The organism is Phenylobacterium sp. (genome assembly GCF_016124325.1).
Classification (GTDB): Bacteria; Pseudomonadota; Alphaproteobacteria; order Caulobacterales; family Caulobacteraceae; genus Phenylobacterium.
The window spans coordinates 68597-90837 of record NZ_WGNY01000008.1 but is presented as its reverse complement, the minus strand read 5'-3'; the positions used below and the strand labels follow the sequence as shown (position 1 = coordinate 90837).

18 protein-coding genes and 1 pseudogene are annotated in these 22241 nt (G+C 70.9%); 14 read left to right on the top strand and 5 right to left on the bottom strand.

The window, feature by feature from the left end:
* The first annotated feature begins 65 nt into the window (after positions 1–65).
* From GC203_RS03955 to GC203_RS03935, 5 genes and pseudogenes are all read left to right on the top strand, one after another.
* Positions 66–1514 carry a glycoside hydrolase family 172 protein gene (locus GC203_RS03955; protein WP_293451555.1) on the top strand — a complete coding sequence of 483 codons (1449 nt, stop codon included), beginning with the start codon at positions 66–68 and terminating at the stop codon, positions 1512–1514.
* Between the two features lie 30 nt (positions 1515–1544).
* A complete protein-coding gene (locus GC203_RS03950) occupies positions 1545–2837 on the top strand; it encodes an amino acid permease (protein ID WP_293451553.1) in 1293 nt (430 codons plus the stop codon).
* A gap of 128 nt (positions 2838–2965) precedes the next feature.
* Positions 2966–5275 (top strand): TonB-dependent receptor, encoded by a 2310-nt coding sequence (locus GC203_RS03945; RefSeq protein ID WP_293451551.1) that lies wholly within the window; start codon positions 2966–2968, stop codon positions 5273–5275.
* A gap of 67 nt (positions 5276–5342) precedes the next feature.
* Positions 5343–5501: pseudogene (locus GC203_RS03940) on the top strand (tetratricopeptide repeat protein); the annotation flags it as partial.
* 3 nt (positions 5502–5504) lie between these two features.
* Positions 5505–7073, top strand: a complete 1569-nt coding sequence (locus GC203_RS03935) for a sulfotransferase (RefSeq protein WP_366501439.1) — start codon at positions 5505–5507, stop codon at positions 7071–7073.
* A 3-nt stretch (positions 7074–7076) separates the two neighbouring features.
* On the opposite strand, the gene GC203_RS03930 is transcribed toward GC203_RS03935, so the two are convergent.
* Genes GC203_RS03930 through GC203_RS03920 form a run of 3 tightly spaced genes read right to left on the bottom strand, consistent with a single transcriptional unit; the run spans position 7077 to position 10035 of the window.
* Complete coding sequence (locus GC203_RS03930) at positions 7077–8444, bottom strand: alpha/beta hydrolase (RefSeq protein WP_293451549.1); 1368 nt, start codon at positions 8442–8444, stop codon at positions 7077–7079.
* An 11-nt stretch (positions 8445–8455) separates the two neighbouring features.
* The gene (locus GC203_RS03925; protein ID WP_293451547.1) at positions 8456–9391 is read right to left on the bottom strand and encodes a hypothetical protein; all 936 of its coding nucleotides are present in this window, start codon (positions 9389–9391) and stop codon (positions 8456–8458) included.
* A complete protein-coding gene (locus tag GC203_RS03920; RefSeq protein ID WP_293451545.1) occupies positions 9388–10035 on the bottom strand; it encodes a PAS domain-containing protein in 648 nt (215 codons plus the stop codon). The genes GC203_RS03925 and GC203_RS03920 overlap by 4 nt, the downstream gene beginning before the upstream one ends.
* Positions 10036–10132: 97 nt before the next feature.
* Between GC203_RS03920 and GC203_RS03915 the strand changes: the two genes are divergently transcribed.
* From GC203_RS03915 to GC203_RS03890, 6 genes are all read left to right on the top strand, one after another.
* A complete protein-coding gene (locus GC203_RS03915) occupies positions 10133–11149 on the top strand; it encodes a threonine/serine dehydratase (RefSeq protein ID WP_293451543.1) in 1017 nt (338 codons plus the stop codon).
* An 83-nt stretch (positions 11150–11232) separates the two neighbouring features.
* Positions 11233–12843 (top strand): sugar ABC transporter ATP-binding protein, encoded by a 1611-nt coding sequence (locus GC203_RS03910; RefSeq protein ID WP_293451541.1) that lies wholly within the window; start codon positions 11233–11235, stop codon positions 12841–12843.
* The gene (locus GC203_RS03905) at positions 12840–14042 is read left to right on the top strand and encodes an ABC transporter permease (protein ID WP_293451539.1); all 1203 of its coding nucleotides are present in this window, start codon (positions 12840–12842) and stop codon (positions 14040–14042) included. Before GC203_RS03910 ends, GC203_RS03905 begins: the two co-directional genes overlap by 4 nt.
* Positions 14039–14992: a substrate-binding domain-containing protein gene (locus tag GC203_RS03900; protein ID WP_293451537.1), complete on the top strand. Its 954-nt coding sequence runs from the start codon at positions 14039–14041 to the stop codon at positions 14990–14992. The genes GC203_RS03905 and GC203_RS03900 overlap by 4 nt, the downstream gene beginning before the upstream one ends.
* Positions 14993–14999: 7 nt before the next feature.
* On the top strand, positions 15000–16502 hold the full coding sequence (locus tag GC203_RS03895) for an altronate dehydratase family protein (protein WP_293451535.1): 1503 nt from the start codon (positions 15000–15002) through the stop codon (positions 16500–16502).
* A gap of 14 nt (positions 16503–16516) precedes the next feature.
* On the top strand, positions 16517–17950 hold the full coding sequence (locus tag GC203_RS03890) for an aldehyde dehydrogenase family protein (protein WP_293451533.1): 1434 nt from the start codon (positions 16517–16519) through the stop codon (positions 17948–17950).
* Here the strand turns inward: GC203_RS03890 and GC203_RS03885 are convergent.
* Both GC203_RS03885 and GC203_RS03880 read right to left on the bottom strand, forming a co-directional pair.
* Positions 17932–18951, bottom strand: a complete 1020-nt coding sequence (locus GC203_RS03885; protein ID WP_293451531.1) for an aldo/keto reductase — start codon at positions 18949–18951, stop codon at positions 17932–17934. The genes GC203_RS03890 and GC203_RS03885 overlap by 19 nt on opposite strands.
* Entirely contained in the window at positions 18948–19628 is a 681-nt protein-coding gene (locus GC203_RS03880; RefSeq protein ID WP_293451529.1) for a GntR family transcriptional regulator, read from the bottom strand. The genes GC203_RS03885 and GC203_RS03880 overlap by 4 nt, the downstream gene beginning before the upstream one ends.
* 212 nt (positions 19629–19840) lie before the next feature.
* Here GC203_RS03880 and GC203_RS03875 point away from each other — a divergent pair, with 212 nt between their 5' ends.
* The 3 genes from GC203_RS03875 to GC203_RS03865 are packed head-to-tail and all read left to right on the top strand — an operon-like array spanning position 19841 to position 22240.
* A complete protein-coding gene (locus tag GC203_RS03875; RefSeq protein ID WP_293451527.1) occupies positions 19841–20293 on the top strand; it encodes an RbsD/FucU domain-containing protein in 453 nt (150 codons plus the stop codon).
* Complete coding sequence (locus GC203_RS03870; protein WP_293451525.1) at positions 20283–21110, top strand: amidohydrolase family protein; 828 nt, start codon at positions 20283–20285, stop codon at positions 21108–21110. The genes GC203_RS03875 and GC203_RS03870 overlap by 11 nt, the downstream gene beginning before the upstream one ends.
* A 2-nt stretch (positions 21111–21112) precedes the next feature.
* On the top strand, positions 21113–22240 hold the full coding sequence (locus GC203_RS03865) for a fumarylacetoacetate hydrolase family protein (protein ID WP_293451726.1): 1128 nt from the start codon (positions 21113–21115) through the stop codon (positions 22238–22240).
* The last annotated feature ends 1 nt before the right edge of the window (position 22241 follow it).

Below are 22241 nucleotides of genomic sequence, written 5' to 3'. Positions count from 1 at the left end.
AGAATCCACATTAGAATATCTCTAGTGGTCCTCCAGCGCATACGCGTCGGGGCAGGGGGTTGCGCATGATCTGTTCGGCGGTGCGGGTTGCGGCGAAAGGCGCCGGACTGGCGATGGCGATGCTGGCGTTCGCCGCCACGGGCGCGGCGGCGCGACCCCCGGTGGGCGATCTCTACCGTCTGAGCGATGCCGAGAGCCGCTCGATCAGCCCCGAGAACCTGACCGGCGAGAAGGGCGGCGGCTCGCGCACGCCGCTCGACAAGGGCAGCGCCGGCGTCCAGGCCACCGACCTCGGACTGGGCTGGAAGGTCAATCCGTACATCGAGATCCCGCCGGGCGGACGGACGGTGCTGGGCGAGGCGTCCGGCCCCGGGATCATCAACCACATCTGGATGACCATCGGCGGCAAGGGGACCTACCGCTCGATGATCCTGCGCATCTATTGGGACGGCGAGGCCACGCCCTCCGTGGAGACGCCGGTCGGCGACTTCTTCGCCGCGGCCTTCGGCAAGGAATCGACCGCGCTGATCGATTCGGCGGTGGTGGCGGTGAACCCCGAGAGCGGCCTGAACAGCTTCTGGCAGATGCCGTTCCGGAGGAAGTTCCGCATCGAGCTGGAGAACCGCTCGCAGCACACCAACGAGGTCTACTACCAGATCGACTACGCGCTGCAGGACGTGCCGCCTGACGCGGCCTACTTCCACGCCCAGTTCCGCCAGGTCGACCGGCTGAAGCCGAAGGACGTCTATGTGCTGCTGGATGGCGTGAAGGGGCGGGGCCACTATGTGGGCACCTACCTGACGCACTCGGCTTTCAGCCCCGGCTGGTGGGGCGAGGGCGAGTTCAAGTTCTACCTCGACGGCGACCGCGATTTCCCGACCATCAACTACACGGGCGAGGAGGACTATTTCCTCGGCTCCTACGGCTATCGCCACCGGGGTACGGGCCGTCTCGAGGAAACCGACTACTCGACGGCCTATTCGGGCTTCCACGCCCACAACAAGACCGACATGGCCACCCAGTACTACATGTCCGGCCGGGAGCGGCGGATCGGGGAGTACCGCTGGCACATCCTGGATCCGATCCGGTTCAAGTCGGACCTTCGCGTGACGGTGCAGGCCCTGGGGTGGAAGTCGCCGTTGCGCTACCGGCCACTGGACGACGGCTTCTCGTCGGTGGCGTTCTGGTACCAGGCCGAGCCGCACGCGGCGTTCCCGAAGCTGCCGGATGACGCGGCGCTGCAGTTCAAGCCGCTGGTGGAGCCGGCGCGCCCGGCCTTCGTCGCGGGCGGACCGCTGACGATCGACAGCCCCATCGAGGCGATCATGATGAGCTGGGAGGGGCGCGAGATCGTCAACCGGGAGCTCCCGGCGCTGGCCACGCACCCGGCGTACGAACAGTTCAAGGCAATGAGCCTGCGCGATCTGCAGGGCGTGTCGGAAGGCGCCATCACCGACAAGGCGCTGGCCACCATCGACGCCGCCCTCAAGGCGGCCACGGCCAAGCCGCACTGAGCCGCCGAACGTGACGAGGCAAGGACGTTCGTGAGCGCCGCCCGCGGAACGCTCGGGCCGCTGCTGGCGACCTTGCTGGTCGCGGGCAGCATGATCGGTTCGGGCGTCTACCTGTTGCCGGCCAGCCTGGCGGCCATCGGGTCGATCAGCCTGCTGGGCTGGTTCGCGGCCATTGCGATGGCGCTCGTCTTCGCCGGAGTCTTCGCCTGGCTCGCGATGCTGGGCCATGACCAGGCGATGGGCTTCGTCGGCTCGATCTCGTCGGCGTTCGGCCCACGCACGGCCTTCGTCGCCGCCGTCCTCTACTGGCTGCAGGGCGTCCTGGGGAACGTCGCCCTGGCGTTGGCGGTCACGGGCTATCTGACCGCGCTGGTCCCATCGCTTGCGAGCGTGCCGGCGGCGACCGCCTGCACCGTCTCGGTCGCCTGGCTGTTCGTCCTCCTCAATCTGGCCGGTCCCAGGCTGGTGGCGCAGCTCGAGGGCTGGACCCTGGCCATCGGCCTGGCCCCCGTGCTCGCGGCCGGCGTGTTCGGCTGGTTCATGTTCGATCCCGCCGTGTTCAGCGCGTCATGGAATGTCAGCGGCAAGCCGGCGGCGGAGGTCCTGCCGGGCGCGGTGGTGCTGATCCTGTGGGCCTTCCTGGGCCTGGAAAGCGCCTGCGTCGCGGCCGGCGCCCTGCGCGACCCGGAGCGAACCGCGCCGATCGCCACCCTGGGCGGCGTGCTGATCGCAGCGGTCGTGTACCTGGCCGCCTGCACGGCGCTGACCGGCATCCTGCCGGCAAGCGTCCTGGCGGCGTCGTCCGCGCCCTTCGCCGACGCGGCGGGACGGATGGCCGGCGCGTCATTCGCCGTCGTCGTCGCCCTGTGCGCGGCGTTCAAGGCCGGTGGCACGCTCGGCGGATGGGTGCTCCTGACCTCGACGGCCGGCCAGCTCGCCGTGGAGATGCGCGCGCCGCCCGCCGAACCGCGCCCGCCATCGCGGGCGAACTTCATCGCCAACGGCGTCCTGCTCACCGTCATCATCGTGCTCATCGCCCAGCCCTCGATCGCGCGCCAGTTCACGCTCGTGATCAACGCCGCGGTGATCTTCATGCTCTGCGTCTACGCCATGGCCGGCGCGGCGTTGATCCGGCTGCGGGGCCGGGGCGGCGCGCGCCTGGCCTGGATGGCCCGCGTCCTCGGAGCGGCGGCCGCGATGCTGGTCGTCGCGGTCATGGCCACACAGGAATGGCCGATGGTGCTGACCACCGCCGCCGTGGTGGCCGCCGCCGCGGTGGGGTGGACCATTCTGGGCGCCTGGCGAGGACTGGCCCGAACCTGAAGCCGGCGTGGAAGGGCGCCCGCCGCGGCTCTCCATGCTCTGTGATTGACAAAAAGTCTAAGTTAGACGAAATCAAAGAAGCCAATTCAGAAGAGGGGGATTCAATGAGGGTGCGTCGAAGCCGAACCATGGAGCTGATGTGCGGTGGGGCGGTGTCCCTGCTGGCGCTGAGCGGTCCGACGTTCGCCATGGCCGCAGAAGCCGCGGCGGCGGCGCCGTCCGAACTGGAGGCCGTCATCGTCACGGCCCAGAAGCGCGCCGAGAACGTTCAGGACGTGCCGTTGAGCATCCTGGCGCTGGGTCAGGAGAAGATCGACCGGCTGAACGCCAAGGACTTCGTCGACATCGCCCGCCATCTGCCGTCGGTCTCGATCCGCAGCATCGTGCCGGGCGTGGGCAACATCTTCATGCGGGGCATCTCCAGCGGCCCCGACGGCGGCGCCTCGGGCTCGCTGCCCAGCGTCGGCGTCTACCTGGACGAACAGCCGGTGACGACGATCCAGGGCACCCTCGACATCCAGATGTTCGACATCAGCCGGGTCGAGGCCCTGGCCGGACCCCAGGGCACGCTCTACGGCGCCAGCTCCCAGTCGGGCACCCTGCGGATCATCACCAACAAGCCCGAGCCGGGCGTCACCAAGGGCCGCCTCGACGTCGAGGGCAACACCACCTTCAAGGGCGGCGTCGGCTATTCGATCGCGGGCATGATCAACGTGCCGGTCTCCGACCAGGTCACGCTGCGGGCGGTCGCGTGGAACCGGATCGATCCCGGCTACATCGACAACGTCCCCGCGACCCGGACCTATCCGAGCTCCGGCATCACCATCAGCAATGCTGACATCGCCAAGAAGGACTTCAACCAGGTCGAGGTTTCAGGCGCCCGCGCCGCGCTGCGGGTCGACCTGAACGAGAACTGGACGGTCACGCCGGGGCTGCTGATCCAGAAGACCAAGGCCGATGGAAACACCTATCAGATCCTGGGCCGCGACCTGAAGGTCGAGCGCTTCTTCCCGGACCACCGCGACGACACCTACTGGCAGGCCGCGATGACGATCCAGGGCAAGGTCGGCGATCTCGACGTGACCTACGCCGGCGCCTACCTGAACCGGAAGTTCAACACCTACTTCGACTACTCCGACTACTCGTACTTCTACGACACCCTGTTCGGCATGGGGCAGATCATCCAGAACAACGCGGGACAGCTCATCGATCCGTCCCAGCACACCCATTCGATCAGCCAGTACACGCACGACAGCCACGAACTGCGGATCGCGACGCCGCAGGACAAGCGCCTGCGCGCCACCGGCGGGCTGTTCTTCCAGGTCCAGCGCCACGAGCTGCAGAGCCAGTACATCATCGACGGCCTGGCCACCTCGCTGTCGGTGACCGGCTGGCCCAACACCCAATGGCTCACGGATCAGCAGCGGACCGACCGGGACTACGCCGCGTTCGGCGAGGTCTCCTACGACATCCTGCCCTCGCTGACCCTCACGGCCGGCGGCCGCCTGTTCAAGGCGTCGAACCACATCGTCGGCTTCTTCGGACTGCGTGGCAGCGAGGGTCGCTGCTTCGGGCCGACCATCTACGGCGACGGTCCATGCACGAACGTCGATCGCACGGCGAAGGGCCACGGCTTCTCGGGACGTCTGAACGCGACGTGGAGACCGGACCGGGACCGGCTGTTCTACGTCACCTACTCCGAGGGCTTCCGGCCGGGGGGCATCAACCGCGCGCCGCAGTCGGCCGCCTATGAGCCCGACTACCTGAAGAACTACGAGGCGGGCTGGAAGACCACGTGGGCGAACGGGCGCGTGCGCTTCAACGGCGCCGTCTTCAACGATCGTTGGGACGGCTTCCAGCTCTTCGTGCAGACGACGGCGAACATCGCCGAGGTGCGCAACGTGGGCCAGGCGCGCTCGCGCGGCGTCGAGACCGACTTCGCCGCGGTCCTGGGCCATGGCTTCTCGATCAACGGCGCGGCCTCCTACATCGACGCCAAGCTGCTGGACAACTACTGCGGGCGGATCGACGCCAACGGGAATCCGATCCTCACCTGCGCCACGCCCATCGCGCCGGCCGGCTCGCGGCTGCCGTTCGCGCCCACGTTCAAGGGCTCGCTCTCGGTGCGATACGACTGGACGATGGGGGACGCCGAGATGTTCGTGGAAGCCACGGGCGCGCACCAGGGGGGCAACTGGAGCAGCCTGCGGACGCGTGACCGCGTGATCCAGGGCAAGAGCCCCGGCTTCGAGACGCTGGATCTCGCCGCGGGCGCCGACTGGGTCGACTGGCGCATCTCGGTCTATGCGCGGAACGTGCTCGACAGCCGCGGAGAACTGGCGCGCCTCACCTCGTGCCCGGCTTCGGTCTGCAGCCGAATCTACCAGGTGCCGATCCGCCCGCGTAACGTCGGCGTGAAAGTCTCGCGCACCTTCTAAGGAGGCTCAGACGGACAACTCCCTCCCCACGACCCGTCCGACGCCAGACTCGCCCGCAGCCGAACAGGCTGCGGGCGCCATTTTGCGTCTGCGCGAACTGCTCGCGCAGGATCCCGACCATCCCCATGCCTGGCGGATGCTGGGCGACGCGCTGCTGGTCGCCGGCGATCCGCAAGCCGCGGCCGAGGCCTATCTGCGCCAGGTCGAGGCGGCGCCCCGCGATCCGGAAATGCGCGAGGCCGCGATGGCGCTCGCCTCCAACCGTCTGGAGGACGCCGAGCCGAGGCTGCGCGCGATCCTGCGGGCGAGGCCGACCGAAGTCGCCGCGATCCGCATGCTGGCCGAGCTCGCGATCCGGATCGAACGGCTCGCTGACGCCGAGGCGCTGCTGGACCGCGCCCTGGAGCTTGCGCCCGGCTTCGCGGCCGCGCGCTTCAACCGGGCGGTCGCGCGGCATCGGCGCGGACGGGCGGCCCCGGCCCTGGAGGACATCGACCTGCTGTTGGCCGCGACGCCCGATGACCTCGGCTACAGGGTGACGCGCGCGGCGATCCTCAGCCGCGCCGGCGACTACGAGGCGGCGATCGCCGACTACGACGCGGTGCTGGCCCATGACGGCCCGAACAGGGACGCCCGGCTCTGGATGAGCCGCGGCCACGCGCTGAAGACTGTCGGCCGGCGCGACGACTGCGTCGGCGCCTACCGTCAGGCCGTGGCGCTGGCGCCCTCTCTGGGCGAAGCCTGGTGGAGCCTGGCCAACCTGAAGACCTTCCGGTTCGCCGCCGAAGACCTGTCGCGGATGGAGGCCGCGCTCGCGCAGGACGGCCTGAGCGCGGACGATCGCATGCACCTGCATTTCGCCCTCGGCCGCGGGCGCGAGATCGAGGGGCGGGCACAGGACGCCTTCGCCCACTACGCCCGCGCCAACGAAATGCGCCGCGAAAGCCTGCCTTACGATGCGGACGCGACCACCATGCATGTGGACGCCCTGCGCCGCCACGTCGACCGATCGGTCCTGGCGGATCGCCAGGGCGGCGGCGATCCTTCGCCCGACCCCATCTTCATCGTGGGCCTTCCGAGGTCGGGTTCGACCCTGCTGGAGCAGATCCTCGCCAGCCATCCCGACGTGGAAGGTACGATGGAGCTGGCCGACATCACGACCATGGCCGCCGAGATCGAGGCGCGGACGGACGGTTCCGGCGAGGCCTATGTGCGCGCGCTCCTGGCGCTGGACGCCGACGCCCTGGCCGAGCTGGGCCGCCGGTACCTCGACGGCACGCGCATCCATCGGCGCCGCGGCGCGGCGCGGTTCATCGACAAGATGCCGAACAACTGGATGCACGTCCTGCTCATCCACCTGATCCTGCCCAATGCGCGGATCGTGGACGCGCGGCGCCATCCGCTGGACTGCGGCGTCTCGTGCTTCGTGCAGCATTTCGCGCGCGGTCAGCCCTTCGCGTACGGGCTCACCGACATCGGCCGCTACTACGCCGACTACGTGCGCCTGATGGCCCATGTGGACGAGGTGCTGCCGGGCCGGGTCTGGCGGGTGTTCCACGAGCGGCTCGTGGCCGATCCCGAGCGGGAGATCCGGGCCCTGCTCGAAGCCTGCGGCCTGCCGTTCGATCCAGCATGCTTGGACTTCCACCGCAATCCGCGGCCCGTGCGCACGGCCAGCGCCGATCAGGTGCGCCGGCCCATCTCGTCCGACGGGATCGGACGGTGGCGGATGTTCGAGCCATGGCTGGAGCCGCTGCGCGAATCCCTGGGCGAGGCGCTCACCGACTATCCGGCCTGAGCATCATTCCGGGACGGCGGGCCGTCGGCCGGTCTCCACCCAGGTGCGCAGCGTGCGCCAGGTGTTCTGGATTTCGTCCTGGTTGAAGCCGCAGTGCTCGTAGCCCTTGCCGCCAATGGGCAGCGGGCCCTCGACCGCCGGGGCGGTGAACTGGATCAGCCGGGCGCCGTTGCCCGCCTTGGCCACGATGCGGGTCAGGCTCTCGGCGTGCGCGTAGGGCGCCAGGGAATCGATGCGGTTGTGGATCGTCACCAGCGGCGTGCGGTACCGGCCCGTAACCTGTCGCCACTGGCGCGCCTTGGCCACGGCGGCCGGATCGGCGGCGAACCGCTGGACGCCGCGGTTGAAGGCCTCGGCTTCGGCCGGCGTCATCTCCAGGCTGCGATAGACCTTTCCGACATTGCCGTAGACCTGTCCGCCGAACGTCTCGCGCATGTCGTCCGCGCCGAACCCCAGCGTGGTCAGGGGCAGGGCGAACGAGGCCAGTTCGGGCTCGAAGCCGCCGATGGAGGCGATCTGGCGGACGATCCGGGCCTCGCGCCCCTCCGGCGCCGCCTTGGCGGCCTTGAACAGCGCCACGATGGGCGCGGTGAACTGCTGCGCCTGCTTGAGCCGGAACAGGTCGCCGTTCTCGCCAGGCGGCGGCGCGATCGGCAGGGCCGACCGGGTGACGTCCTGGACGCCCGGCAGGGCGTACGGCGTGCCGGCGGTGAGGAAGTTGTAGGCGGCCCTCAGGTCGCTCAGCTGGCCGAGCTCCCTCTCCCAGCCGTCGGTCACCCCGCACTGGGCGATCGCCCCGGCGAACGCGTCGGGCCGGGTCTCGATGAGCGCCATGACGATGTTGCCGCCCATGGACGCGCCGTTCACGTAGACCCGCCGCGCGCCGAGCGCCTTCACGAACGCTTGCAGCCGCAGGGTCGCGACGACGCCGGCCTCCACGGCCATGCCCGACTTGCCATAGGCGCTGTGCCCGGCGGCGAGACCGTCCCGATAGGCGATGGCCATGATCCCGGCGCCGCCGGAGAGGGGCGAGGTCGGGTCGGTTGAGACCTCCAGGGGCGAGCCGGGCAGGGTGTAGCCGTGGGCGTGGAGCAGGGCGTCGCCCGTCCAGCCCGGCGGGATCGCCAGGGCGAACTGCCGGCCGTCGAGTTTTCCGTTGAGGATCATCCCGCCGTCGGCCGCGCTGCGCGTGGTCAGATCGCTCGCGCCGGCGGCGCGCGCGCGTTCGATCAGCGCCGCCTGCGAGGCCGTGGGGGTGAACGCGGTCGCGACGGCCTGGGCGGCGGCGAACGACGGCGTGGCGATCGCGATCGCGCCGGCGGCGGCGAAGGCCTGGGCGAGCCGGATGGCGCGCTTCTGGATCGAACTCAAACGATGTCCCCCTAGGATGGATTGAGACTGCGCCAGGCCAGTTCGGCGATGGCCGCGTCCTGCGCGCCGATGCCCGTCAGATCGGCGATGGCGATGGCCCCGTCGGGCAGGCGCAGGGCCGTCGGCGCGGCCAGGGCCTCGCCGATCTCGACCATCCGCGCCGGTTCCACGACGCCGGCGCTGTCTCCGTAGGCCGCGCACTGGCTGCGCGAGTCCACGAGTATGAGCTGGGCGGCCGCGACCAACTCCGGCGCCAGCTCGCGCTTGCCCGGGGCGTCCGCGCCGACCGCCACCACCCGCAGCCCCGGGCGGGCGGCGTCGGCGCGGATCAGCGGGTCGCGCGCGGGCGTCGTCGTCACGATGATGTCGGCTTCGCGGCAGAGGTCGCCCAGGCTGACTGCGGTCTCGGCGTCGCGACCCTCGGCGCGCAGCAGGCCCGCAAGCCGGTCGGCGCGCTCGGGCGAGCGGGCCCAGACCCTGACCTTCTCAACCGAGGTCGTGCGGGCGATCCAGTGGGCCTGGAGCGCGGCCTGCGTGCCCGCTCCCACCACGCCCAGGATGCGCGGGTTCGTCGGGGCGATCAGCCGCGCGGCGATGGCGCCGGCGACCGCGGTGCGCAGGTCCGTCAGGGCGCCCTCGTCCGAGAGCACCCCGAGGGGCGCGCCAGTCAGGGCGTCGAAGACCAGCATCATGCCGTTGCTGGACGGCAGGCCGCGCGTGGGGTTCTCGTAGAAGCTGCCGGCGATCTTGATCGCGAAGAGGTCGCGCCCGCCGATGTGGGCTCCCTTGACGTGGACGTCGCCGGGCGGACGGTCGAACCTGAGGTGGCCGACGGCGAGGGACTGCACCTTCCCGGCGGAATGGTCGACGAACGCCCGGGTGATCGTCTCGATCACCTGATCCGCGTCGATGGCCGCCAGGATGGCTTCCTTGTCGAACCATTTCACGCCGGGTTGGAGTCCTGGCGGAGGGCGCTCAGCTCGTTGTAGACCGTCGCCCGGCTGACCCCGAGGATGCGCGCCACATAGGCCGGGGCGCGTCGCGCCTGGAACGCGCCGATGCCGTTCAGGCCGTCGATCAGTTCGCGCCGCGACGCGCGGTCGATGTTCGACAGCTGGATATTCCGCTCGGCGCACCAGTCGGTGACGAAGCGGTTGATGCGTTCGTGCCAGTCGTGGACGAACAGCGCCTTGACGTTGTCGTCCTGGGGCGGGGCGCCCAGAAAGCCGTCCAGCGCGCGGCGGACCTGGTCGAAGGCGGAAACGTCGACGTTGATGCACATCATGCCGATCGGCCGGTCGGCTTCGCGCAGCACGATCGAGACGCACTTCATCCGCCGCCCGTCCCAGTTGGTCTTCTCATACGGCCCGATGACCCGCTGAGACGGATTGAAGTCCAGTTCCTCGAGCTGCGACGGGTCCCCCGGCGTGCGGCGGGACTGGGGGTTCGCGATGTGGGCGATGGCCTCGCTGGCGAGGTCGTGGATCACCACCTCCACGAAGGGCGAGAACAGCATCGCGATGCCTTCGGCGACGGCGAAACTGGGTTCCAGGCCTGGCGTATAGGCCTGGCCGTCCGAAAGCTCGCGCATCGCATCCCCATCGAATTTGACAAACAGTCTATTCTGGAAATAGCATGCGTCTGGCTGGGGGGCAAATGGTGCGTTCCGCAACTTTGCCGAGGTGACGATGAGTGCGTCGGATTTGGCGCGGATCGACGCTTCGCGTCAAACGCTCGCTGACATCGCCGCCAGCTCGCGCGACGCCGAAAGGCGCCTGCGGCGGCGCACGCCGGCCAGCCCTCTCACGCACAGCCCGGCCCTCTCGCGCCTTTGCGGCTGCGAGGTCCTGCTGAAGTGCGAACATCTGCTCCCCGGCGGCTCCTTCAAGTTCCGGGGCGGCTATACGAAGCTGTCGCGGCTCTCGGAGGTCGAACGGCGACGGGGCGTCGTCGCCGCATCCACGGGGAACCATGGCCTGGCCCTGGCCATCGCGGGCCGGGAGCTCGGCGTTCCCGTGACCGTGCATGCGCCGGCCTCGGCCTCGGCGGCCAAGCTGCAGGCCATTGCGGACCAGGGCGCGAAGCTCGTCCTGCATGAGGGCGATCCTCTGGCCGCCGAGATCGCGGGTCGCGCGGCGGCGGACGCCGACAATCTCACCTACGTCTCGCCGTACAATGACCCCGACGTGGTGGCGGGCCAGGGCTCGCTGGCCGTCGAACTGCTGGACCAGGCCCCGACGCTCGACGCAGTGGTGGTCGCCGTCGGCGGGGGCGGACTGCTTTCTGGCGTCGGCGCGGTCATGGCCACGTGCGGCCGGAACGTCGAGGTGGTGGCGGCCTGGCCGGCGAACGCGGTCAGCCTGCTGCATTCCATGCGCGCGGGGAAGGCGGTTCCGGTGGACGAGACGCCGACCATCTCCGACGCCACCGCCGGCGGCGTGGAGCCCGGCTCGGTGACCATAGGGATCGCCGCGGCGATCGCCCCGACCTGCGTGGAGGTCGACGAGGCGCGGATCGTCTCGGGCATGCGCCGTCTCGCCGAGCACGAGCACTGGATCGTCGAAGGCGCCGCGGGGCTGGCGCTGGCCGGGCTGGAGGCTTCCGCCGGGCGCCTCAAGGGGCGGAACGTGGCGGTCGTTGTCTGCGGTCGCAACATCACCCTCGACCGCTTCCTGGGCGCTATCTCGCAGGTCACCGCCATCTGACATGTTTATGATCTGACGACGCCACGGAAAATGGCTGGAAGCGTCTTCGCATGCTTGTTACTAACATGTTAGAAGCGATGGGGATGACGATGTCGGCGGCTGCGGCGCAGGAGGGAGCGGGGAGAGGCGACGACGGCCTGCCGCCGCCCCTCCTGGAAGCCCGCGAGCTCTGGAAGCGGTTCGGCGCGAACCCGGTGCTCCAGGGGGTTTCGCTGACGGTGCGGCCCCACCAGGTGCTCGCGCTCATGGGGCTGAACGGCGCGGGCAAGAGCACCCTGATGAACATCCTGTGCGGCGCGCTCGAAGCGGATAGCGGCGGGCTGGCGGTCGGCGGCGAGCCGCTGACGTTCCGGAGACCGGCCGACGCCCATCGCGCCGGAATCGCGATGGTGCATCAGGAGCTGCAGCTCGTCCCGGAACTGACCCTGGCGGAGAACATCTTCCTGGGCCGCGAGCCGACGCGCGGGCCCGGGCTGGTCGACGTGCGGGCGATGAACGCGGCGGCGGCCGAAATCCTGGCCCGCCTGGGCTTGGCGCGGCTTCCGTCGGAGCGCGTCGGCGCCCTTTCCGTGGCCGAACGCCAGGTGGTCGAGATCGCCAAGGCGCTGGCGACCCGCGCGCGGATACTCATCCTCGACGAACCCACCGCCGCGCTTTCGGCCGCCGAGGCCGACCGGCTCCTGGCCCTGGTCGGCGCGCTGCGGGAGGAGGGCGTGGCCATCATCCTCACCTCGCACCGGCTGGACGAGGTGTTCGCCGTCGCCACCGACATGCTTATCCTGCGGGACGGCCGTGTCGTCTGCGACGCGCCGGCCGCGGCGGTGTCGCGGCCCGACCTGATCCGGCACATGCTCGGCCGGGACGTCAGCGAAGCGATCGCCACCCCGTCGCCGTCGACCTCCGATACGCCGCGGCGGACCGTGCTCGAGGTCGCCGATCTGGTCCGGCGGGACCGTGGCGCGCGGCGCGGCCTCGATCGAGTCAGCTTCCGCGTGGCCGAGGGCGAGGTGCTCGGCCTGGCCGGGCTGATGGGCTCCGGGCGTACCGAACTCCTGGAGGTCATCGCGGGGGCCTCGCCCGCTCCCTGGACCGGCCGGATGATGCTGAACGGCGCCGCGTTCGACCCGCGCGCGCCACGGGAGGCCATCTCCGAGGGCGTCGCCTATGTGACCGAGGATCGCAAGGCGTCGGGGCTGGTCCTGGGCCAGTCCATCGGCTCGAACATCTGCCTGGCTTCGCTGGACCGCCTCAGCGCCCTGGGCTGGGTCTCGGCGCGGCGCGCGGCCGAACTGGCGGACGAGATGATGCGCCGGCTGTCCGTGCGCGCCTCCGGGCCCGACCAGGCCGTCGGCGAACTGTCGGGCGGAAACCAGCAGAAGGTGGTGATGGCCAAGTGGCTGGCGCGGCGGCCGCGGGTGCTGCTGCTGGACGAGCCCACAAGGGGCGTGGATGTCGGGGCGAAGGCCGCCATCTACGGCCTGATCGGCGAGCTGTCCGAGGCCGGGGTGGCGACGGTGCTCGCCAGTTCCGACTGGCCGGAACTGCTGGCGCTCTCGGATCGCATCCTGGTGCTGCGGGACGGCCGGCCGACCGCCCGGTTCAGCCGTGGCGAGGCCACCGCCGAGACGCTTCTCGACTTCGCGTCGGCCGGAGGTCCCGTCCAGCCGGAATTCCAGCACCTGGAGGCGGCATGAACCCTGTCCGCGGCGGCGCCGCGCTTTCGCTGGTGGCGTCCACGAAACTCTATTGGGGGATGCTGCTGGTCCTGATCGCCGGGACCCTGCTGTCGCCCGCCGATTCGAGCGGCGCGAGCATCTTCCTCAGCCTGCCAAACCTGACCGACGTGCTGCGGCAGGTCTCCATCACGGGGATCATCGCGGTCGGGATGACCTTCGTGATCCTGAGCGGCGGCATCGACCTGTCGGTCGGTTCGGTGATGGCCCTGGGCTGCACCCTCACGGCGATGCTGCTCACGCAGGACGGCTGGAACCGCGGCGCGGTCCTGGGATGCGGCGCCACGGCCCTCGTCACCGGCGCCGCCGTCTACGCCGCCATCCACGGGCTGCTGGCCCGCCGCGCCGGGGGGCTGGTCGCTCATGGCGTCGGGGGCGCGCTCGGTCTCCTGACCGCCGCCGGCGTCTTCGCCGTGATCGGGCCGCTGCTGCCAGGCGGACTGGGCGTCGTCCCGACGATCGCGCTGGTGCTCTGCGCTGGCCTTGTCGTCGGGGCGATCAATGGCGCGGCGGTCTCGGTCGGCGGGCTGCAGCCATTCATCGCCACCTTGGCCACCATGGTGGCGGTCCAGGGCGCGGCCCGGCTGACGGCGGGGGCGGACCAGTCGGTCTATCCGATCTACACGGGCGTCAACGCCCCGGCCGGTTTCGAGCTGCTGCGGTCCGCCGTGGGCGGCGTGCCGGTTCCCGGCCTGGTGTTCTTGTCCGTGGTGCTGGCGGCCGGCGTCGTCCTGGCCAAGCATCGGTTCGGTCGAACGGTGTACGCCATCGGCGGCAACGAACAGGCCGCACGCCTGGCGGGCTTGGCGGTCGGGCGCGCCAAGGTGGCGGTCTATGCGTTTTCGGGTCTTCTCGCCGCGCTCGCCGGGGTGCTCTACGCGGCCCAGTACCGCCAAGGGAAGCCGGACGCCGGCGTCGGCCTGGAACTGGACGCCATCGCCGCGGTGGTGATCGGCGGGGCCAGCCTGTCGGGCGGCAAGGGCACGGTGACGGGCGCGCTCGCTGGGGTGCTGATCTTCGGCCTGCTCACCAACATCTTCCAGCTCTGCAACATCGACAGCAATGCGCAGCTAGTCCTCAAGGGCGTGATCATCGTGGCGGCGGTCGCGCTGCAACAGGGTCGCCTGCCCAGGCTGCGCCGCGCGGGAGGCGCCACATGATCGATAGACGCATATTCGGGCTCGGCCTGGGCGTGAGCCTCGCCGGGGGGCTGGCGGCCTGCGGCGGAAGCAAGAATGCCGCGCGCTGGCGGCTGGGCTTCAGCCAGGTGACCACGACCGAGCCGTGGCGGGTGCTGTTCAGCCGGGAGATGCGCGAGGCGGCGGCCAAGCATCCCGAAATCGCGCTGACCATCGCCGACGGCCAGGACCGTACCGAGAAACAGGTGTCCGACGTCGAGGCGTTCATCCGCCAGCGGGTCGACCTGATCCTGATCTCGCCGAAGGAGAGCGCGGGCCTGACCGGCGCGGTGGAGGCCGCCACGGCCGCCGGCATCCCCGTCATCGTCCTGGACCGGGGGGTGAACACCGAGGCCTATCGGCAGTTCATCGGCTCGGACAACCTGAAGATCGGCCGGATGGCCGGCGACTACGCCGTCGGGCTGCTCGGCGGGAAGGGCAAGGCCAAGGGGCGGATGGTCGAGATCTGGGGCGGCATGGCCTCGACCCCGGCCCAGGAGCGGCACAAGGGGTTCGCCGAGGCCGCCGACGCCGAGCCGGGGATCGTCCGCCTCGTCGACCGGCAGGACGCCGACTGGAAGCAGGATCGGGCCTACAACATCATGGCCTCGGCCCTGAAGGCGCACCCGGCCATCGACCTCGTCTACGCCCACAACGATCCCATGGCGTACGGCGCTTACCTCGCGGCCAAGGACGTGGGCCGGCAGGGCGAGATGCGCTTCATCGGCATCGACGGCATACCCACCGAGGGCGCCAAGTGGGTGAAGGACGGCGCCCTGACCGCGACGTTCGTGTACGAGCCGCCGGGCGCCGAGGCGATCGAGCAGGCCATGCGCATCCTCCACGGCGAGCAGGTCCCCAAGCGCATCGAGCTGGGCACCCAGGTCATCGACGTCGGCGATGTCGACGCCTTCCTGGCTACGCACGCCTGAGCCCGCCGTGACACGCTCCTTCCTGCGGCTGCATGCGCGCGACAACGTGGTCACGGCCCTCCGGCCCCTGGCGCCCGGCGAGGAGGTCGAAGGCGTCCGGGTCCGCGCCCCGATTCCGGCCGGTCACAAGATGGCCGTGGCGTCCCTGCGTCCGGGCGACCTCGTCGTGAAGTACGCCAACAGCATCGCGGTCGCGACCCGGCCGATCGAGGCCGGGGACCATGTCCACGTCCACAACGCCGCGATGCCGGACCGGCTGGGGCCGCGCCACGGCGAGCCGGTCGGCGCTCTCAGACTCCCGCCGGCCGAACCGCGCACCTTCCAGGGCATCCGGCGCGCGGACGGGCGCATCGCCACGCGCAACTACGTGGGCGTCATCACCACCGTGAACTGCTCGGCCACCGCCGCGCGCGCCATCGCCGATCGGTTCCGCAAGCCCGCGCTCGAGCCCTGGCCCGGCGTCGACGGCGTGGTGGCCCTGACCCACGCTTACGGCTGCGCGATGGGTCGGGACAGCGAGGGCATCCGGACGCTGAGGCGCACGCTCGCCGGCTATGCGCGCCACCCCAATTTCGCCGGGGTGCTGCTGCTGGGCCTGGGCTGCGAGAGCAACGAGCTGTCGGCGCTGGTCGAGGCCTGTGGCGACCTGGCCAATCTCCGGACGATGGACATCCAGTCGACGGGCGGCACGGTCGAGACGATCGAGGCCGGGTCGCGCGCTGTGACCGAGTTGCTGGACGCGGCGGCCGGAGTCGAGCGCGAGCCGGTGTCGGTCTCCAATCTCGCGCTCGGCCTCCAATGCGGGGGCTCGGACGGCTTCTCGGGGGTCACCGCGAACCCGGCCCTGGGCGCGGCGTCGGACATCCTGGTGGCCCACGGCGCCACGGTGATCCTCAGCGAGACGCCGGAGATCTACGGCGCCGAGCACCTCCTCAAGTCGCGCGCCGTGTCGCCCGACGTCGCGGCCGCCCTCGATCGGCGCATCGCCTGGTGGAGCGCCCACGCGGCGGCGGACGGCGGGACGCTCAACGACAATCCCTCGGCCGGCAATATCGCGGGCGGCATCACGACCATCCTGGAAAAGTCGCTCGGCGCGGTGGCCAAGGGCGGCGCCTCGCCGCTGAACGCGGTGATCGAATATGCCGAACCGCTGCCGTCGCGGGGCCTCGTCTTCATGGACAGTCCTGGCTACGACCCGATGTCGGCCACCGGCCAGGTGGCGGCCGGGGCGAACCTCATCGCCTTCACGACCGGCCGGGGTTCGACCTTCGGCTGCAAGCCCGCGCCCAGCCTGAAGCTGGCGACCAACTCCGACCTCTATCGGCGCATGCGCGACGACATGGACGTCAACTGCGGCGACATCCTGGAGGACGGCGTGAGCATCGCCGACAAGGGCCGCGAGATCTTCGAGGCCATCATCGACCTGGCCGGCGGCGAGCCGAGCGCCAGCGAGCGCCACGGCTTCGGCGATGCTGAATTCACCCCCTGGGCGCCTGGCGTCATCACCTGATGGGAAGTCTCTCGATGAAGCCTCAACTGATCGGCGGCGAATGGGTCGCCTCGCCGTCGGCCCGGCCCAATATCAATCCGTCGGACACCCGTGACGTGATCGACGCCTACGCCCAGGCCGACGGGGAGCAGGCCGCCGCCGCCGTGGCCGCCGCGGCGCAGGCCTTTCCGGCGTGGTCGCGCGGATCGATCCAGCGGCGCAGCGAAATCCTGGACGCCGTCGGGAGTGAGCTGATCGCCCGCGCCGCCGAACTCGGCCAGCTGCTGGCGCGGGAGGAGGGCAAGACGCTGTCCGAAGGCGTCGGCGAGGTCACCCGCGCGGGCCAGATCTTCAAGTTCTTCGCCGGCGAAGCCCTGCGGCTGACCGGCGACGCCCTGCGGTCGGTCCGGCCGGGCGTCGAGGTGTCGGTGACCCGCGAGCCGCTCGGCGTGGTCGGCCTCATCGCGCCCTGGAACTTCCCTATCGCGATCCCGGCGTGGAAGGCCGCCGCCGCGCTCGCCTATGGCAACACCGTGGTGCTGAAGCCGGCGGAGCTGACGCCCGGCTGCGCCTGGGCGCTGGCCGAGATCATCCAGCGGGCCGGCGCGCCGGACGGCGTGTTCAACCTGGTCATGGGCCCAGGGTCGGTGGTCGGCGCGGCGCTCACCGACGACCCGCGCGTCGCCGCGGTCAGCTTCACCGGCTCCGTCGCCACCGGCGCGCGGGTCGGGCAGGCCTGCATGGCGCGCAACGCCCGAGTGCAGCTCGAGATGGGCGGCAAGAACCCGCTCGTGGTGCTGGACGACGCCGACCTGGACCTGGCCGTCGAATGCGCGGTCAACGGCGCCTTCTATTCCACGGGGCAGCGGTGCACCGCTTCCTCGCGCCTGATCGTCACCGAGGCGATCCACGATCGCTTCGTCGCCGCCGTGGTGGAGCGTCTGAAGGGGCTGGTCGTCGGCCACGCGCTGGAGAGCGGCGTCCACATCGGCCCCGTGGTCGACGAAAAGCAGCTCCAGGTCGACTGCGACTATATCGAGATCGGGCGGCGCGAGGGCGCGCGCCTGCTGTTCGGGGGCGAGCGCGTGTCGCGCCCGACACCCGGCCATTTCCTCACGCCGGCGCTGTTCACCGAGGCGGACAACAGCATGCGCATCGCCCGCGAGGAGATTTTCGGGCCCGTGGCCGCCGTGATCCGCGTGCGCGATTTCGACGAGGCGCTCGCGGTGGCGAACGACACGCCCTTCGGCCTGTCGGCGGGCGTCTGCACCACGTCGCTGAAGCATGCGACCGCCTTCCGCCAGGATGCGTGCGTCGGGATGGTGATGGTCAACCTGCCCACCGCCGGCGTCGATCCGCACGTCCCGTTCGGCGGCGCCAAGGGCTCCAGCTACGGTCCGCGCGAGCAGGGCCGCTACGCGGCCGAGTTCTACACGCGGGTGAAGACCGCCTACGCCTTCGCCGGCTGAAGCGCGGCCTCGTCCAGGTCCGCCCAGAGACCGTCGGGCAGGGGCGACCGGAAACCGGCCGCGTTGCGCCGCACTTCGTCCGCCGTCTGTCCGCCGGGGATCACGCTGACCACGGCCGGGTGCGAGATCGGGAACTGCAAGGCGGCGTCGGCGAGCTTCACGCCCTGCCGACGGCAGACCTCGTCGAGCGCCCGCACGCGCGCCAGGATCGCCGCCGAAGCGGGGGCGTAGTCGTAGCGCGCGCCCGGAACGGCGCCCGTGGCCAGGACGCCGCTGTTGTACGGGCCGCCGATCACCAGCCCGACGCCGCGCGCCTCGCAGGCCGGCAGCAGGCGCTCCGCGGCGCTGCGGTCCAGCAGGGTGAAGCGTCCTGCCAGCAGGAAGACGTCGGGATCGGCCAGTTCAAGCAGGCGCTCGCAGGGCCGGCAGGCGTTGACCCCGGCGCCGATCGCCCGGATGGTCCCGGAACGCCGCAGCGCATCCAGCGCCCGCCATCCGCCCTGGTCGAGCAGTTCGCGGATGCGCGCCTCGGCGGCGAGGTCGGAGCCATGGGTGTGCGCGTCCACGTCGTGCACATAGACGATGTCGATGCGGTCCAGGCCCAGCCTCGCGAGGCTCTCGTCGAACGAGCGCATCACGCCATCGTAGGAATAGTCGAAGCGCGCGCGGACGGGCGGCACGTCGACGTAGATTCCGGCGTCCTGTTCGCCCGGCGCGCACGGGTCCAGCAGGCGGCCCACCTTGGTCGACAGCACGAACGCGTCGCGCGGTCGCTCGGCGAGGGCCGCCCCGACGCGGCGTTCGGAGAGCCCGTGGCCGTACAGCGGCGCGGTGTCGAAGTAGCGGACGCCCTCGGCCCAGGCGGCCTCCACCGTTTCGCGCGCCTCGGCTTCGCCCAGCGCCCGGAGCATGTTGCCGAGGGGGGCCGCGCCGAACCCGAGCGCGCTCAGCCGCAGCGCGCCGCCTCCGCGCAGCCGCAACTCGCGCGTGGGAAGGTTCAACGGATCGTCTCGGACGACGCGGCGCGAAGCTGCTCCTCCACCGCTTCGCTCACCGCGTTGAGGTGGGCCCGCATGGCCGCCCCGGCCAGCTCCGGGTCGCCGGTCAGGATGGAGTCCACCACCCAGCGGTGCTCCCGGTAGGTGGCCTGGGGCCGTTCGCCCTTGGGCAGGACCAGCCGCCGCATCCGGTCGAGCGGCGCGCGGGCCGAGTCGAGGAACCGCATGACGCGCGTGTGGCCCATGGCCCCGAAGATCAGCTCGTGCAGGGCTTCATCCAGTTCGTAGAACTGCTGCAGGTCGCCCGCGTCGAGCGCGGCGCCCTGCGCCTCGATGTTGGCCGTCAGCGCCGCGCAGAGCTCCGGGGTCCGCAGCGCCGCCGCGCGGCGGCAGGCTTCGACCTCGAGGCCCGTCCGGATGAACAGGCCCTCGCGTACGTCCGCGGCGCGGATCTCGGCCACGAAGCTGCCGTGCTGCGGGAACACGTCGACCAGCCCTTCCTCGGCCAGGCGCGCGATCGCGTCGCTGACTGGAGCGCGTGAGACGCCGAATTCGGCCGCAAGCTCCTCCTTCCGCAGCGGCGCGCCGGGCGGCAGCTCGAGGTCGCGGATGCGTTGGCGGAGGATGAGGTAGACGCGGTCCGTCTTCAGCAGGTCGCGCGACTGGGTCTGAAGCGTCATGTTTCCTCAATGCTGGAATGTTAGTTCGAAGTCAAACACACCGAGATGGAGCGGCCGGCGGGGCGTCCGCATCGCGGGCGGCCGCAAGGCGGCGAGGGGGTGGCGCCGTAAAATGCCAGCCCTGCGGTCTCGCGCCGGCTTGCAGGGTTGATCGCAAGCGCTTTGTGATCTAACCCGGCGACTAACATGTTTGCTGCACCGCGCACTCGCCGATGCTGAAGGGCGTCGATCCGATCCTGGGCCCCGATCTGCTCGCGGCGCTGCGGGCGATGGGCCACGGCGACGAACTGGTGATCGCCGACGCCAACTTTCCCGCCGCGTCGATCGCCAGGCGGGTCTGTCGCGGCGACGGGGTCGACGCCGTGCGGATGCTGGAGGCCGTCGCGTCCCTGATGCCGCTCGACGACTTCGGTCCGGTCGCGGCCTGGCGCATGGCCGCCGTCTCGCCGCAGGACGAGCCGCCCGCCATCGTCGCGGCGTTCGCGGCGGCGCTTGGACGGGCTGGCTATGGCGGGCCGATCGAGCCGATCGAGCGGCAGGCGTTCTACGAACGCGCGCGCGGAGCGTTCGTGGTCGTCGCCACGGGCGAGGCCCGGCTCTACGGCAACATCATCCTGCGCAAGGGCGTGATCCGGCCTGACGGCGAGGCCGGCCGTGCGGATTGACGCCCATCAGCACTTCTGGCGGCCCGCGCGGGGCGACTACGGCTGGCTGGAGCGGGCGCCCGCCGCCATCGTTCGCGACTTCATGCCCGACGACCTGGCGCCGCATCTGGCCGCCGGCGCGATCGAGCGGACGATCCTGGTCCAGGCCGCGCCCAGCGAGGCCGAGACCGACTTCCTGCTCGAGTTGGCGGCGCGGACCGGCTTCGTCGCCGGGGTCGTCGGATGGATCGATTTCGAGGCGCCGAACGCCGTGGATCGGGTGCGCGCCGCCGCGGCCCGACCGGGCCTGCTGGGGCTGCGGCCCATGGTCCAGGACATCGCCGATGCGGGGTGGCTGGCCCGCGCCGACCTCGACCCGGTGTTCGACGCGATCGTCGAGACCGGCCTGCGGTTCGACGCCCTGGTCCGGCCGGCGAACCTCGCCGCGCTCGGCCGCCGGATCGCGCGCCACCCCGGTCTCCGGGTGGTGATCGATCATGGCGCCAAGCCCGACATCGCAGGCGGGGAATTGGCCGGGTGGCGCGAGGCGATGCGCGCCCTGGCCGCGACGGGCGCCTACTGCAAGCTCTCCGGGCTCGCCACCGAGGCCGCGCCCGGCTGGCGGCCGGCCGATCTCCGGCCCTATGCCGACGTCCTGATCGAGGCCTTCGGACCCTCGCGCCTGATGTGGGGCAGTGATTGGCCGGTGCTGAACCTGAACGGCGACTATGCCGCCTGGTCGGACGCGGCCGACGCCCTGCTTGGCGGCCTTTCGGCCGACGATCAGGCGCGCGTGCGAGGCGGGACGGCCGCCGAATTCTACGGAGTTGGGGCATGACCATCGATACGGCCGACCTCCTGCCGGACGACGCCGAGCGGGCCGTCCTCGTCGGGCGCGTGTGGCTGGAAGGGCGCGGGCCGAGGGTGGTGGCGGTCCGGGGCGACGGGCTGATCGACCTTGGCGAGCTTGCGCCGACCATGTCCGACCTGCTCGACCTTCCCGACGTCTGCGCGGCGGTCCGCCAGGCCGGCGGCTTCGCGCTGGGGCGCATTTCGGACCTGGGCGGCGAGCGGATACGCCTGCTCGCGCCATGCGACCTGCAGGCCGTGAAGGCGGCCGGCGTCACCTTTGCAGACAGCCTGCTGGAGCGGGTCATCGAAGAACAGGCCCGCGGCGACGCGGGCCGGGCGCACGACCTGCGCGGGCGCCTGACCGACATGCTTGGGGAGGGTTGGCGGCGTGTGCGGCCGGGCTCGCCCGAGGCCGAACGGCTCAAGACGGTGCTGCAGGCTGAAGGCCTGTGGTCGCAGTACCTGGAGGTGGGGCTGGGCCCCCACGCCGAGATCTTCACCAAGGCCCAGCCGATGGCGTCCGTGGGCGCCGGCGCCGACATTGGCGTGCGGCCGGACTCGGCGTGGAACAATCCCGAGCCGGAAGTCGTGCTGGCCTGCAACGCCCGGGGCGAGGTCGTGGGCGCCACGCTCGGCAATGACGTGAACCTTCGCGACTTCGAAGGGCGCAGCGCGCTGCTCCTCGGCAAGGCCAAGGACAACAACGCCTCGTGCGCCGTCGGCCCCTTCATCCGGCTGTTCGACGAGGCGTTCGGGATGGATGACGTCAGGACCGCCGAACTCCAGCTCTCGGTGCGAGGCCTCGACGGCTTCGCCCTGACCGGGAGCAGCAGCATGCGCCAGATCAGCCGCGATCCGCTGGACCTGGTCGCCCAGACCTTCGGCGCGCATCACCAGTACCCGGACGGCGCCATGCTGTTCCTGGGCACGCTGTTCACGCCGACGCAGGATCGCGGCGCGCCCGGCATGGGCTTCACCCATTCGCCCGGCGACATCGTCCGCATAGGCTCGCCGAAGCTGGGCGTCCTCACCAACCGCGTGGTCCACACAGACGCGGCGGCGCCCTGGACCTTCGGCGTGCGCGCCCTCTATCGCAGCCTGGCGGCGGCCGGCTGAT

Bases quoted from the DNA above. Each gene is read 5' to 3' on its own strand.
- GC203_RS03955 (WP_293451555.1), top strand. From the start codon at position 66: ATGATCTGTTCGGCGGTGCGGGTTGCGGCGAAAGGCGCCGGACTGGCG.
- GC203_RS03945 (WP_293451551.1), top strand. From the start codon at position 2,966: ATGGAGCTGATGTGCGGTGGGGCGGTGTCCCTGCTGGCGCTGAGCGGT.
- GC203_RS03935 (WP_366501439.1), top strand. From the start codon at position 5,505: ATGCGCGAGGCCGCGATGGCGCTCGCCTCCAACCGTCTGGAGGACGCC.
- GC203_RS03920 (WP_293451545.1), bottom strand. From the start codon at position 10,035: ATGCGCGAGCTTTCGGACGGCCAGGCCTATACGCCAGGCCTGGAACCC.
- GC203_RS03915 (WP_293451543.1), top strand. From the start codon at position 10,133: ATGAGTGCGTCGGATTTGGCGCGGATCGACGCTTCGCGTCAAACGCTC.
- GC203_RS03910 (WP_293451541.1), top strand. From the start codon at position 11,233: ATGACGATGTCGGCGGCTGCGGCGCAGGAGGGAGCGGGGAGAGGCGAC.
- GC203_RS03905 (WP_293451539.1), top strand. From the start codon at position 12,840: ATGAACCCTGTCCGCGGCGGCGCCGCGCTTTCGCTGGTGGCGTCCACG.
- GC203_RS03900 (WP_293451537.1), top strand. From the start codon at position 14,039: ATGATCGATAGACGCATATTCGGGCTCGGCCTGGGCGTGAGCCTCGCC.
- GC203_RS03890 (WP_293451533.1), top strand. From the start codon at position 16,517: ATGAAGCCTCAACTGATCGGCGGCGAATGGGTCGCCTCGCCGTCGGCC.
- GC203_RS03880 (WP_293451529.1), bottom strand. From the start codon at position 19,628: ATGACGCTTCAGACCCAGTCGCGCGACCTGCTGAAGACGGACCGCGTC.
- GC203_RS03875 (WP_293451527.1), top strand. From the start codon at position 19,841: ATGCTGAAGGGCGTCGATCCGATCCTGGGCCCCGATCTGCTCGCGGCG.